At 70.8% G+C, this 13,249-nt stretch carries 13 protein-coding genes; 7 read left to right on the forward strand and 6 right to left on the reverse strand.

What is annotated here, in order from left to right:
- The coding region (locus tag MFF54_RS23295) for an NAD(P)-dependent oxidoreductase (protein ID WP_238306593.1) at positions 1–686 on the reverse strand (686 nt) is incomplete at its 3' end.
- 212 nt (positions 687–898) lie between these two features.
- Here MFF54_RS23295 and MFF54_RS23300 point away from each other — a divergent pair.
- The gene (locus MFF54_RS23300) at positions 899–2,179 is read left to right on the forward strand and encodes an O-acetylhomoserine aminocarboxypropyltransferase (RefSeq protein WP_238306594.1); all 1,281 of its coding nucleotides are present in this window, start codon (positions 899–901) and stop codon (positions 2,177–2,179) included.
- A gap of 145 nt (positions 2,180–2,324) precedes the next feature.
- A complete protein-coding gene (locus MFF54_RS23305; protein WP_238306595.1) occupies positions 2,325–3,239 on the forward strand; it encodes a manganese catalase family protein in 915 nt (304 codons plus the stop codon).
- 83 nt (positions 3,240–3,322) lie between these two features.
- Here the strand turns inward: MFF54_RS23305 and MFF54_RS23310 are convergent, their stop codons facing one another.
- A complete protein-coding gene (locus MFF54_RS23310; RefSeq protein WP_238306596.1) occupies positions 3,323–3,655 on the reverse strand; it encodes a hypothetical protein in 333 nt (110 codons plus the stop codon).
- Between the two features lie 115 nt (positions 3,656–3,770).
- Positions 3,771–5,042 carry a tyrosine--tRNA ligase gene (tyrS, locus tag MFF54_RS23315; RefSeq protein ID WP_238306597.1) on the reverse strand — a complete coding sequence of 424 codons (1,272 nt, stop codon included), beginning with the start codon at positions 5,040–5,042 and terminating at the stop codon, positions 3,771–3,773.
- Between the two features lie 133 nt (positions 5,043–5,175).
- Between tyrS and MFF54_RS23320 the strand changes: the two genes are divergently transcribed.
- From MFF54_RS23320 to ribB, 4 genes are read left to right on the forward strand one after another with little or no spacing between them, the layout of a single operon-like run.
- Positions 5,176–6,309 carry an anhydro-N-acetylmuramic acid kinase gene (locus MFF54_RS23320; protein WP_238306598.1) on the forward strand — a complete coding sequence of 378 codons (1,134 nt, stop codon included), beginning with the start codon at positions 5,176–5,178 and terminating at the stop codon, positions 6,307–6,309.
- Positions 6,306–6,911, forward strand: a complete 606-nt coding sequence (locus MFF54_RS23325) for a DUF3578 domain-containing protein (protein WP_238306599.1) — start codon at positions 6,306–6,308, stop codon at positions 6,909–6,911. The genes MFF54_RS23320 and MFF54_RS23325 overlap by 4 nt, the downstream gene beginning before the upstream one ends.
- A 33-nt stretch (positions 6,912–6,944) precedes the next feature.
- Entirely contained in the window at positions 6,945–8,033 is a 1,089-nt protein-coding gene (gene aroC, locus MFF54_RS23330; RefSeq protein WP_238306600.1) for a chorismate synthase, read from the forward strand.
- Between the two features lie 44 nt (positions 8,034–8,077).
- Positions 8,078–9,166 (forward strand): 3,4-dihydroxy-2-butanone-4-phosphate synthase, encoded by a 1,089-nt coding sequence (gene ribB / locus MFF54_RS23335; RefSeq protein WP_238306601.1) that lies wholly within the window; start codon positions 8,078–8,080, stop codon positions 9,164–9,166.
- A gap of 13 nt (positions 9,167–9,179) precedes the next feature.
- Here the strand turns inward: ribB and MFF54_RS23340 are convergent, their stop codons facing one another.
- Positions 9,180–10,106: a histone deacetylase family protein gene (locus MFF54_RS23340; RefSeq protein ID WP_238306602.1), complete on the reverse strand. Its 927-nt coding sequence runs from the start codon at positions 10,104–10,106 to the stop codon at positions 9,180–9,182.
- 468 nt (positions 10,107–10,574) lie between these two features.
- Here MFF54_RS23340 and MFF54_RS23345 point away from each other — a divergent pair, with 468 nt between their 5' ends.
- Complete coding sequence (locus tag MFF54_RS23345) at positions 10,575–10,820, forward strand: hypothetical protein (RefSeq protein WP_238306603.1); 246 nt, start codon at positions 10,575–10,577, stop codon at positions 10,818–10,820.
- Between the two features lie 49 nt (positions 10,821–10,869).
- Here MFF54_RS23345 and MFF54_RS23350 read toward each other — a convergent pair whose 3' ends face one another.
- Both MFF54_RS23350 and MFF54_RS23355 read right to left on the reverse strand, forming a co-directional pair.
- A complete protein-coding gene (locus tag MFF54_RS23350; protein ID WP_238306604.1) occupies positions 10,870–12,207 on the reverse strand; it encodes a chloride channel protein in 1,338 nt (445 codons plus the stop codon).
- An 89-nt stretch (positions 12,208–12,296) separates the two neighbouring features.
- On the reverse strand, positions 12,297–13,229 hold the full coding sequence (locus MFF54_RS23355) for a DUF6662 family protein (protein ID WP_238306605.1): 933 nt from the start codon (positions 13,227–13,229) through the stop codon (positions 12,297–12,299).
- Positions 13,230–13,249 lie beyond the last annotated feature (20 nt).

Raw genomic sequence — 13,249 nt, forward strand, 5'->3', positions numbered from 1 at the left:
GCCCCGATCATGTTGGCCGTGGCGTCGGTCTCCGGCACGTGCAGCGAGACCACGTCCGCCTGCGCCAGCAGATCGCCCAAGCTCTCGGTCGGCTCGGTGTTGCCGTGGCGCAGCTTGTCCGTGTGGTCGTAGAAGATCACCCGCATGCCCATGGCCTCGGCCAGCGTCGAGAGCTGCGTGCCGATGTTGCCGTAGCCCACGATGCCGAGCGTCTTGCCGCGCACCTCCACCGAGCCCGTGGCCGACTTGTCCCACTCGCCCGCATGCGCGCCCACCGAGCGCGGCGTGATGCGGCGGAGCAGCATCACGATCTCGCCGATGACGAGTTCGGCCACCGAACGGGTGTTGGAGAAGGGCGCGTTGAAGACCGGGATGCCGCGGGCGCGCGCGGCCGCCAGATCGACCTGGTTGGTGCCCACCGAGAAGCAGCCCACCGCCAGCAGCCGGTCGGCGGCCGCGAACGCCGCCTCGTCGAGCTGGGTGCGCGAGCGGATGCCCAGGATGTGCACGCCCCGGATCGCCTCGTGCAGCGCCTCCCGGTCCAGGGCCTTCGGCAGACGCACCAGGTTCGTGTAGCCAGACGCCTGCATCAGCGCGACCGCGCTGTCGTTGATCCCCTCCAGAAGAAGGACGCGGATCCGGTCCTTGGGGAGGGAGAGCTTCTCGGAGAGCTGGTCGGCGGTCATCAGGGCGTCTCGCGGCGGCCCGGCCCTATCCGGCCGGCAGCGATCGGGGAATCCGGTCGCACCGATAGGTGCGCGATCTTCGCAACGCAACATCGGCGACGCGAACCTGCCCTGCGCGCCGTGTGCCGGACGCGTCCGAGCCTTGCCCCGCCCTCCCGCCCGGGCGTACACGGCGGGATAACGCGCCTCTTCGGGCCTCAGGAGACTTTGCGATGAGCGACCGGCAGCCCGGCTTCGAAACCCTGGCGATCCACGCGGGCGCCGCGCCGGACGCGACGACCGGCGCGCGGGCGACGCCGATCTACCAGACCGCGAGCTTCGTCTTCGAGGACGTGGACCACGCCGCCTCGCTGTTCGGGCTCCAGGCCTTCGGCAACATCTACTCGCGGATCACCAACCCGACGAACGCCGTGCTGGAGGAGCGCATCGCGGCGCTGGAGGGCGGCACCGCGGCGGTCGCCGTCGCCTCGGGCCACGCCGCCGAGTTCCTGACCATGCACGCCCTGATGCAGCCGGGCGACCAGTTCGTGGCCGCCAACAAGCTCTACGGCGGCTCGATCAACCAGTTCAACCACTCCTACAAGAACTTCGGCTGGGAGGTCGCCTGGGCGGATGCCGACGACCCCGCCTCCTTCGAGGCGGCGATCACGCCTCGCACCAAGGCGATTTTCTGTGAGAGCATCGCCAATCCCGGCGGCGTCATCACCGACATCCGAGCGCTCTCGGAGGTGGCCAAGCGCCACAACATCCCGCTCGTCGTCGACAACACCATGGCGACCCCGTACCTGATCCGGCCCTTCGAGCACGGGGCCGACATCGTGGTGCACTCGGCGACCAAGTTCCTCGGCGGCCACGGCAACTCGATCGGCGGCCTGATCGTGGACGGCGGCACGTTCAACTGGGCGGGCGACGCGCGCTACCCCATGCTGAGCCAGCCGCGGCCGGAATATGCCGGCATGGTGCTCTCGGAGACCTTCGGCAATTTCGGCTTCGCCATCGCGGTGCGGGTGCTGGGCCTGCGCGACCTCGGGCCGGCGCTCTCGCCCTTCAACGCCTTCCTGATCCTCAACGGCATCGAGACCCTGCCGCTCCGGATGCAGCGCCACGTGGACAACGCCCTCAAGGTCGCGACCTTCCTGAGCCGGCACGAGGCGGTCGCCTGGGTCAGCTATCCGGGCCTGCCCGAAGACCGCTACCACGCGCTGGCGCAACGCTACACGCCCAAGGGGGCGGGCGCGGTCTTCACCCTCGGCCTGAAGGGCGGCTACGAGGCGGGCGTCAAGCTCGTCTCGAACCTGCAGCTCTTCTCGCATCTGGCCAATATCGGCGACACGCGCTCGCTGGTGATCCACCCGGCCTCGACCACGCACCGCCAGCTCACCGACGCGCAGAAGAGCGCGGCGGGTGCCGGGCCGGAGGTGGTCCGCCTCTCGATCGGCCTGGAGGATGCGGACGACCTGATCGAGGATCTGGACGCGGCCCTGCGGGCCTGAGCGCACATCTAGGGCCCACCTGCGAACCGACCCGGCTGCGGCAAACGGACCCGCGGCCGGACAACCTGATCGCGAATCAGGAACATAGCCAAAGACCCACGGTAGCCCTTCCGGCATCCCAGTGCCGATCAGGAGGGCCTAACCCATGTTTATGCGCCTCGACCGTCTCCAGGCCGAACTTCCCACGCCGAAGCGTCCCGATCCCAACGCCGCAGCGGCCCTGCAGGAACTGCTGGGCGGCAAGTACGGCGAGATGTCGACGCTCGGGAACTACATGTTCCAGAGTTTCAACTTTCGTAACAAGTCGAAGTTGCGTCCGTTCTACAGCCTCGTGTCGAGCATCTTCACGGAAGAGCTCGGCCATGTGGAGCTGGTTTCGACGGGCGTGGCCATGCTCAACAACGGCCCGGGCGACGACACCGAGAACGTCGACATCTCGAAGGCGCCGTTCAACGAGATGCAGGACGTGCGGCTGGCCGGCGCCTTCTTCTCGCAAGGGGGCGGCGCCACGCCGGTCAATTCCAACGCCCAGTCGTGGAACGCCGACATGGTGACGACCTCGGGCAACCTGATCATCGACCTCCTGCACAACTTCCATCTCGAGTGCGGCGCCCGCCTGCACAAGCTGCGCGTCTACGAGACCTTGAAGGACCCGACCGGGCGCGAGGTCTGCGGCTACCTCTTGGTGCGGGGCTCGGTCCACGCCCACGCCTACGCGCTGGCGCTGAAGAAGCTCACCGGCGTCGAGATCGAGAAGATGCTGCCGACCCCGAACATCGTGCTCGACAAGATCCCCGAGTGCCAGAAGTACCTGCAGGAGGGCTCGCACCGCCGGCTCTACACCTTCGGCTCGCCGGATTATCCGGAGATGGCGGGCGTCTGGTCGAACGACGAGGTGGCGCTGCCGGGCGACCCGCCGGGCAATCTCGAGATCGTGGACGGGCCGCCGGAGGGCGGCAAGATCCCCGAGCTCGACGGCAATTACGGCGCGTTCGCGCCGGACTACGCGCCCCAGGAGATCTTCGAGATCGCGAGCAAGCTCTACCAGAAGAGCCGCTGAGGGCAGCACGTTCGCGCGGGGAGTCCAGAGGGCCGCCGGCCCTCTGGAGGGTGCTCAGGGCAGAGCCCTGAGACCACGTGGGTTCAGTAGCGCCAAGCCGGGTCGATCGGGGCAGGCGCCAGCACGAAGACCTTCGGGCGCTTGCGCGCGCCGAACCGGCTCTCGCTGAACTCGTCGTTGTAGTAGTCGAACCCGGTCAGGCCGAAGCCGCCGCCGTTCATCACCTGCGGCACCGGCACCGGCGGCACCGCGAGGTCGGGCCGGGTCGGCGGCACGATCACCCGCCCGGCCTGGTCGGTCTGCAGCACGGTCGGCGCGTCGGGCGCGTAGTAGATCACCGGCTGCGCCGTCGCCGGGCCGGCGCATCCCAGGGCGAGGAGGCCGGCGGCCAGGACGTGTCGGGCTCGAAGGGTCACGTGGGATCTCCGTCACGGCTTCCGGCCGCGGGCCGGTCTGGCGGCACTATGCCGGAAGACGCGCCCCTTGTCCGTAGCTTGGCCGCACGGGCAGCCGGCTTTTCCAGCACCCGGATCACTCCGCCTTGAGCAGCACGTGGCGCTTGCGCCCGAAGGAGAGCTTGATCACGCCCTCCGGGGTCAGGTCGGCGAGGGTGAGCACCGCCTTCTCGTCGGCGACGGCCACGTCGTTGACCTTGAGCCCGCCGCCCTTGATCTGGCGCCGCGCCTCGCTGGTCGAGGGCACGAGCCGGGCGTGCTCCGGCCCGAAGGCGGTGAGCACGCCGAGCCCGGCCTCCAGGCTCGCGCGCGGCACCGTGACGCTCGGGAGATCCGCGGCGAGCGCCCCCTCCACGAAGGTTTTCCGCGCGGTCTCGGCGGCGGCCTCCGCCGCCTCGCGGCCGTGCATCAGGGCGGTGGCCTCGGTGGCCAGCACCTTCTTGGCCTCGTTGATCGCAGCCCCCCCGCGGCCGGCGAGCTCCGCGATCTGGTCGAGCGGCAGCAGCGTGAACAGCTTCAGGAAGCGCTCGACGTCGGCATCCTCGGTGTTCCGCCAGAACTGCCAGTAATCGTAAGGCGAGAGCATCCCGGCATCGAGCCAGACGGCGCCGGCGGCGGTCTTGCCCATCTTGGCGCCGGACGCCGTCGTCAGGAGCGGGCAGGTGATGCCGTAGAGCTGGGGCGTGCCGAGACGGCGACCGAGATCGATGCCGTTGACGATGTTGCCCCACTGGTCCGAGCCGCCCATCTGCAGGATGCAGCCGTAGCGGCGGTTCAGCTCCACGAAATCGTAGGACTGGAGGATCATGTAGTTGAACTCCAGGAACGAGAGTTCCTGGTCGCGCTCCAGGCGCATCCGCACGCTGTCCATCGACATCATGCGGTTGACCGAGAAATGCCGGCCGATGTCGCGCAGCATCTCGATGTAGTTGAGCTTGGTCAGCCACTCGGCATTGTCGACCATGCGGGCGTCGTTGCCGCTCTCGCCGAACTCCAGGAAGCGCGCGAAGGTCTTCTGGATGCCGGCCTTGTTCTCCTCGATCTGCTCCAGCGTCAGGATTTTTCGCGATTCATCCCGGCCCGAGGGATCGCCGACGCGAGTGGTGCCGCCGCCCATCAGCGCGATCGGCTTGCCGCCCGTCTTCTGCAGCCAGTGCAGCATCATGATCGACAGGAGGTGCCCGACATGGAGCGAGGCCGCCGTGCAGTCGTAGCCGACATAGGCCGTCAGCCGCCCCTCGACGGCGGCCTCGTCGATCCCTGCGAGATCCGAGCCCTGGTGGACGTAGCCCCGCTCCATGAGGACCCGCAGGAAGTCGGATTTCGGGGCGAAGCTCTCGGGCGTCATGGCGGTATCTCTGAGGACCGGCCGGGCGACAGGCGCGTGCCCGCGTGCTAGCTCGGCCGGGATGGAGCGGGTTCGGGGCGGCTCTTAGCAGGGCGTTCCCGGAAAGGCACGGGGCAGGGGAGCGGAGTCCGGCATGGCGATGATGCGCGCGATCGGCCTGATGAGCGGCACCTCCCTCGACGGCGTCGATATCGCCCTGATCGAGACGGACGGCGAGACCATCCGGGTCGAGCGGGGGCACAACAACTACCTCGCGCCCCTCGGCCCCACCGGCTACCGCGGCTACGCGGAGGACGAGAAGGCGCTGCTGCGCGCCGCCACCAAGGACGCCGAGAGTGTGGTGCGGCCCGACGACCGGCCCGGCCGCCTGCCGGAGGCGGAAGCCTTCGTCACCCGGGCGCACGCGGAGGCCGTCGAGCAGTTCCTCTCCGACAACGGCCTGACGCCCGCCGACATCGACGTGATCGGCTTCCACGGCCAGACCGTGATCCACCGGCCCGACCACCGCATCTCGATCCAGATCGGCGACGGGCAGGCCTTGGCCTCCCGCCTCGGGATCGCGGTGGTGTCGGACCTGCGCCGGGCCGACATCGAGGCGGGCGGGCAGGGCGCGCCGCTGGTACCGGTCTTCCACAAGGCGCTCGCCGAGGCCGCCGGCATGGAGGGGCCCTTCGGCATCCTCAACATCGGCGGCGTGGCGAACGCGACGCTCGTCGATTCCAAGGGCGGCGTCATCGCCTTCGACACGGGGCCGGGCAACTCCCTCATCGACGAGTGGATGCAGGAGCGCGAGGGCAAGAATCTCGACGACGGCGGCCGCACCGCGGCCCGGGGGCGGCCGGACGAGCAGCTGCTCGCCTGGCTCCTCACCCACCCCTTCTTCTTCAGGAGACCGCCGAAATCCCTCGACCGGAACTGGTTCTCGCACAAGCTCGCGGGGCAGCTCTCGACCGAGGACGGCGCCGCGACGCTCACCGCCTTCACGGCCCGCGCGGTCGCCCGGGCGCTCGACCACGCCCCCGAGATCCCGACCCGCTGGATCGTGGCGGGCGGAGGGGCGCGCAACGGCGAGCTGGTGCGGCTGCTGAACTACCACCTGCGCGCCGAGATCATGACGGCGGACGCGATCGGCTGGTCCTCGGCCTATCTGGAGGCGCAGGCCTTCGCCTACCTGGCGGTGCGCTCGATGAAGGACCTGCCGATCACCTTCCCGGCCACGACCGGCGTGCGCGAGCCGATCTCCGGCGGGGTGCTGTCGCGGCCGTGAGCCTCGGCCACGCGCTGCGCCGCATCGTCGAGGAATATCCGCTGGCGCGGACGGAGCCGCCGGCCGGCCACCCGCTCGCCGCGGTGATCCGCAAGGGCGCGCCGGACGAGTTGCGCCGGGCGCTCGCCGGGCTCGACGGACCCTTCCTGGTGAAGGGCAGCCCGGGGCGCGGAACCCGCTGGGCCGCCGTACCCTGGCTTGCCGTGTTCGACCCCGCGATCACGACCAGCGCGACGCGGGGCTACTACCTCGTCTACCTGTTCCCGGCCCACCGGGAGCAGGTGCACCTCTCGCTGGCGCAGGGCACCGTGGCGGCGATCCGGGAGCATGGCCCGCGGGCGGGAGCCTATCTCCGCGCGAGCGGCGACGCGCTGCGGGCGCGGCTCGCCGATCTTGCCGAGCGCCTGCCGGTCCAGTCGATCGAACTCGGCAGCGCGGGGGAGTTGCCCGAGGGCTACGAGGGCGCCCACATCCTGGGCCTGAGCTACACGCTCGCCGAACTCGGCGACGAGCGCCGGCTGCGCACCGACCTCGCGACCGGGATCGCGGCCTACCGGGCGCTGAAAGCGCGCGGCGGGCTCTGCGGGCTGCCGGGTTTGTGACTCGGGGCAACCCGCGCTAAGGCACGCAGCGCCATGTCGCACAACACCTTCGGACATCTCTTCCGCGTCACCACCTTCGGCGAGAGCCACGGAGTGGCGCTCGGCTGCGTAGTCGACGGCTGCCCGCCCGGCCTGCCGCTGGAGGCCGCCGAGATCCAGGCGGAGCTCGACCGGAGGAAGCCCGGCCAGTCGCGCTTCACCACGCAGCGGCGCGAGCCCGATGAAGTGAAGATCCTCTCGGGCGTGTTCGGCGACGACCGCACGGGCGGGCGCCAGCTCACCACCGGCACGCCGATCGCGCTGGTGATCGAGAACACCGACCAGCGCTCGAAGGACTATTCGGAGATCCGCGACAGCTACCGGCCGGGCCACGCCGACTTCACCTACGAGGCCAAGTACGGCATCCGCGACTATCGCGGCGGCGGCCGCTCCTCGGCGCGCGAGACCGCCGCCCGGGTCGCGGCCGGCGCCATCGCCCGCAAGGTGATCCCGGGGGTCACGATCCGCGCCGCCCTCGTGCAGATGGGCCCGCACGCGATCGATCGCGGCCGCTGGGACTGGGAGGAGGTCGCCCGCAACCCGTTCTTCTGCCCCGACCCGGAGGCGTCCAAGCTCTACGAGACCTACCTCGACGGCATCCGGAAGGACGGCTCCTCCATCGGCGCGGTGATCGAGGTGGTGGCCGAGGGCGTGCCCGCCGGCCTCGGCGCGCCGCTCTACGGCAAGCTCGACGCGGATCTCGCCGCCGCCCTGATGTCGATCAACGCCGTCAAGGGCGTCGAGATCGGCGACGGATTCGCCAGCGCGGCGCTCCGCGGCGAGGACAACGCCGACGAGATGCGCGCGGGCAACGACGGGCCGGCCTTCCTGGCCAACCACGCGGGCGGGATCCTGGGCGGCCTCTCGACGGGCCAGCCGATCGTCTGCCGCTTCGCGGTCAAGCCGACTTCCTCGATCCTCACGCCGCGCCGCACCGTCACCCGCGAGGGCCGCGACGCCGAGATCGTCACCAAGGGCCGCCACGACCCCTGCGTCGGCATCCGGGCCGTACCGGTGGCCGAGGCCATGATGGCCTGCGTGCTCGCCGATCACTATCTGCGCCACAGGGGGCAGGTCGGTTGACGCTTCGGCCGAGCCGACCGCCCGCACAGCATTCGAGAAGTCCCGTGTCCCACCACTCCGTCACCGAGGCCATCGAGGCCTTCGCCCGCGGCGAGATCGTGGTCGTCACCGACGACGACGACCGCGAGAACGAGGGCGATCTCGTCGTCGCGGCCTCGCTCTGCACGCCCGAGAAGATGGCCTTCATCATCCGCAACACCTGCGGCATCGTCTGCGCGCCGGTGACGCTCGCCGAGGCGCGGCGCCTCCACCTCGCCCCGATGGTGGCGGCCAACGACGCCCCGCTCGGCACCGCCTTCACGGTGACGGTCGACGTCAAGCACGGGCTCACCACGGGCATCTCGGCCGAGCAGCGCTGCAACACGGTCCGGGCGCTCGCCAACGGCAACATGGGCGCGGCCGATTTCGTGCGGCCCGGCCACGTCTTCCCGCTGATCGCCCGGGACGGCGGCGTGCTGATGCGCTCGGGCCACACCGAGGCCGCGGTCGATCTCTGCCGGCTCGCCAAGCTCCCGCCCGTGGGCGTGATCTGCGAGCTCGCCAACGACGACGGCACGGTGATGAAGGGGCCGCAGATCACGGCCTTCGCCGAGACCCACAAGCTGAAACAGGTCTCGGTCGCGGATCTCATCGCCTACCGGCAGGCCCGCGAGAAGCTCGTCGAGCGGGTCGGCCAGTTCCCGGTGAAGACCGAGCACGGCCCGATGACCGGCTACGCCTACACCACGCCGTTTGAGACGATCCAGCAATTTGCCTTCGTGCACGGCGAGATCGGCGATGGGCGCGACGTGCTGGTGCGGCTGCACCGCTCGAACGTGGTGGCCGACGTGATCGAGGGGGGCCGCCAGATCGAGGCGGTGATGGCCCGCTTCGCCCGCGAGGGCCGCGGCGTCCTCGTCTACCTGCGCGACGGCACCGCGGGCGTGCCGCTCCAGCGCGTCGCGGAGGGCGGCTCCGACGAGGGTGCCGAGGCCCAGCGCGTGCGCCAGTGGCGCGAGGTGGGGCTGGGCGCGCAGATCCTGCGCGACCTCGGCGTCGCCTCGATCCGCAACCTCTCGACCGCCTCGCGGGCCTATGTGGGCCTGTCGGGCTTCGGCATCGAGCTGGTCGGCGACGAGTTGCTGGAGGGGTGAGGCTCCTGAAGCCTCACCGCCCCATCAGCGCGTCCACGTGCTCGTAGACCGACTTGCCGAGCCCCTCCAAGCTGTAGCCGCCCTCCAGGATCGAGACGAGGCGGCCGCCCGCGTGGCGGTCGGCGAGTTCGAGCAGGCGGCGCGTCGCCCAGCCGAAATCCGCCTCGTCGAGGCGCAGGTTCGCCAGCGGGTCGAGCCGGTGGGCGTCGAAGCCCGCCGAGACCAGGATCAGGTCGGGCTGGAAGGCGTCGACCCGGGCGACGATCGCCTCGAAGGCCTCGCGGAACACCGCGCCGTCGTCGTTCGGGCGCAGGGGCACGTTGACGATCGTATCCTTCGCGCCCCGCTCGGAGGCCGCGCCGGTGCCGGGGAAGAGCGGCATCTGGTGGGTCGAGGCGTACATCACGGTGCCGTCGTCCCAGAAGATGTCCTGGCTGCCGTTGCCGTGGTGCACGTCCCAGTCGACCAGCGCGACCCGGGATACCCCGTGATGCGTGCGGGCGTAGCGGGCGGCGATCGCCGCCTGGTTGAACACGCAGAAGCCCATGGCCCGCTCGCGCTCGGCGTGGTGGCCGGGCGGGCGCATCGCCACGAAGGCGTTCGAGCACTCCTTGGCCATCACCGCATCGACCGCGTGGTTGGCGCCGCCCACCGCCCGCAGCACCGATTCCAGGGTGCCGGGCGACATCACCGTATCGCCGTCGATCGCGACCATGCCCTCCTTCGGCGCGGCGGCGACGATGGCCTCGACATAGGCTTCCGGATGGGCGAGCGCGGCGACCGAGGCGTCAGCCCGCGGCGCCTGCACCCGTACGAGGCCGGCGAAGCGCTCGTTCTCCAGCACGCGCTCGACCGCGCGGATGCGGCTCGGCCGCTCGGGATGGCCCTCGGGGACGAGATGGTCGAGGGCGGAAGGGTGGCTCACGTACAGGGTGGTCACGGCTGAACTCAAGCCTCCCGGCGGGGCCGGCGCATCTGTCGCGCGCCTGCTACAGCCCCGGCCACTGTGCCAGGACGGAACGCGCGAGGCTACGGCGGAGTGCCGACGATCGCTAGAGCGTCCCCCGCCTCCGGAGACAGAACCGATCCCGGAGGCTGCTCGAACGGAGCGCGCTCACCGTCCCGATCATCACGCGAGATCCTCCGGAGGCCAGGACCGAAGCGGTGCCTGGTCCGAAGGAACGGGACACCGCCTTGATCGGTCCTCGGCGCCGGGTCGCATGCCCACAACCGATCTTCTTGCGGAGCCGCACGCGGCCTCACGCGACACTCACTTGCGCACAAGACAAAGTCTCGCATCAGCACAACATATCTCTGGAACGGAAACGTTTTCGATGACGTTCCTGGCGCAGCTGCCATGGTTTTGCACATGACTTCGCAGCAGCGACGACCAGAGGAGATCTTTTTCATGCACAAGCTGCTCTTCGCCGGCCTCGCCCTCTCGGCTCTGACCGGCCTATCGACTGCCGCGATGGCCGAAGAGACCACGGTCGTCCGCCGCGACTCCGCTCCCAGCGTATCGGTCGAGCGCCGCGAGGGCGTGGTCGAACGCCGCGACATCACCACGGGCAGCGTCGATTGCGGCTCGAAGACCGTTCACAAGGAGGACGGCGCGGGCAACTCGAAGACCGTCCACAAGGAAGGCTGCAACTGACGTCCGCGGGCGCGCCACGCCGGTCGAGGCGACGCGGACGCCGCCCGCCTCAACCGGCACGCTCCGGCGCGCCCGGCCCAGGGGGAGGGGCCTTCGCCAGGATGATCTCGGCCAGCGTGTGATAGAGACCGCCCCGGCAGACGGCCTTCGAGGCCGCGTCCGCCAGGAGGGCGGCCAGCATCAGCGGGATCATCATGGCGTGGTCCTGGGTCATCTCGGTGACGATGACGAAGCTGGTGATCGGCGCCTGCAGGACGCCCGTCAGGTAGGCGACCATGCCGATCAGCACGAGAGCACCGACCGGCACGCCGTCGAACAGCCCGTGCAGCGCCCCGCCCATCCCGGCCCCCACCGCGAGCGAGGGGGCGAACAGGCCGCCCGGAATGCCGCTGACCGAGGAGAGCACGGTCGCCAGGAACTTGAGCGGCGCGAAGCCCGGATCGGCGGCGGCCTCCCCGTGCAGGATCGTCCGCGCCTCCTCGTAGCCGGTCCCGTAGACCGCCCCGCCCGAGGCGAGGCCGCAGAGGGCGACGCCGAGACCGCAGAGGCCCGCGAAGGCCACGGGCCGGCGCGCGATCCAGCGCCCGGCCCGGCCGGGCAGCCCCTGGGCGAAGGCGATGACGATGCGGCTGAACAGCCCGCCCGCAAGCCCCCCCAGAATGCCCAGAACGACCACCACCAGCCAGCCCTGGCCCAGGGGCAACTCGGCCCGCGAGGAGCCGAAATAGGTGTAGTTGCCGGTCAGCCAGAGCCCGGTCAGTCCGGCCGCGACGATGCCGGCGACGATGAGGCCGGAGGAGCGCGCCTCGTAGGCCCGGCCGAGTTCCTCGATGCCGAAGACGATGCCGGCGAGCGGCGTGTTGAAGGCGGCCGCGACCCCGGCCGCGCCCCCCGCCAGGATCACACCGGGCAGGCGCTCCGGGGTCAGCCGGCCGAAGGCCGCCATGATCGCGGCGCCGACCTGGACGGTCGGCCCCTCGCGGCCGGCGGAAGCGCCGCAGAGCAGGCCGAGGCACATCACGGCGATCTTTCCGGCCGCCACTCGCAGCGAGATCAGGGCGTGGCGCAGCCCCGGATCGCGGGTGTGGCGCGCGGCGATCACCTGCGGGATGCCGGAGCCCTGCGAGTTCGGGAAAACGGTCAGCGCCAGCAGCGCCGCGAGCGCGAAGCCCGCGGGCGTGAGGATCAGGGCGATCAGAGGGGAAGGGGCGGTGACCTGACGGAACAGGGCTTGTGCCCCGTCGGCGAGCTTGGCCATCAGCACGGCCGCGAGCCCGACGCAGATACCCCCTATGAGGAAGAGCAGCCGCCCACGCCAGATCGGGAAGGCGTCGGCGGAGGCCCGGCGCAGGCGTGACAGGGCGGAGCGGTAGCGCAGGCGCGGCATGTCCCTCGGTCCGGTGATCCGTCCGGCCACGATAGGCCGGCGCGGCGCCCCCGCCAGCCCGTACAGGCCTCCTCACCGGGGATAAGCCTTCAGAAGCTCAGGCCGAACCGCAGACGGGTCTGGTGCCGGTCGAAATTGGTGAGGTCGAGCGGGCGGGCCACGTCCTCCGCCGAGCCCGCCACCTGGAAGCTCCAGGTGAAGGAGGCCCAGGCCTGCGGGGAGAGCGTGGCGTAGACGGTGGGGCCGAGATAGACCGCCTGTCCGCTGAACCGGTCGAGCCCCAGCCCCTCGAAGGCCTGGACGTAGCGGGCCTCGGCGCCGACGAACAGGCCCGGCCGCGCCTCGTAGGCCAGCGCGCCCGCGAGTTCGAGGCCCGAGCCGCGCAGGCGCTCGCCGGTGCCGTCGAGCCGGGTCGCGGCGAGCGAGAAGCCAAGATTGAGCGCGGCCACGAGGCGGCCCGGCACGATCTCCCAGTCGGCCAGCAGCGCCGTATCGAGACCGTAGCTCTCTGCCGGCAGCCCCGAGCCGGTATCGACCCGCCCGACGCTCGGCACGACGTTGAGAGTGAGGCCGAAGGGCCCGTCCCTGCGGTCGAGGAAGCGCAGGCGCGTCTCGACGAAGGCGCCGCTGAGCCCGCCGGCGGCACGGTCGGCGAGGCCCGGCACGCCGGCCGCGGCGAAGCGGTTGAAGCCGATGCCCGGCGCCACCCGGAAGGATGTGTCGAGCGGAATCTTCAACACCAGACCGCCATCGACCGCCCGGAACCGCCCGCCGCCCCGCCCGAACCGGCCGGTGGCCTCGAACTCGAACTCCACCTCGCCCGGCACGCCGATGTCGGAGCCCTCGACGAAGCCGAACAGGTGCTCGCTGTCGAGGCCCGCGGGCGCCGCGTTCTCCCGCGCGGTCGGCAGGTCCTGGGCCGGGGCGGGCAGGGCACCCGCGAGGAGGCACACCGCGACCCGGGCGAGGCCGCGTGTCGCCTCTCCGAGAATCGAGCCGAGCCCGATACGCACACCCATCATCCCGCTCCGGCTATCAGATA

The organism is Methylobacterium gregans, assembly GCF_022179245.1.
GTDB lineage: Bacteria > Pseudomonadota > Alphaproteobacteria > Rhizobiales > Beijerinckiaceae > Methylobacterium > Methylobacterium gregans.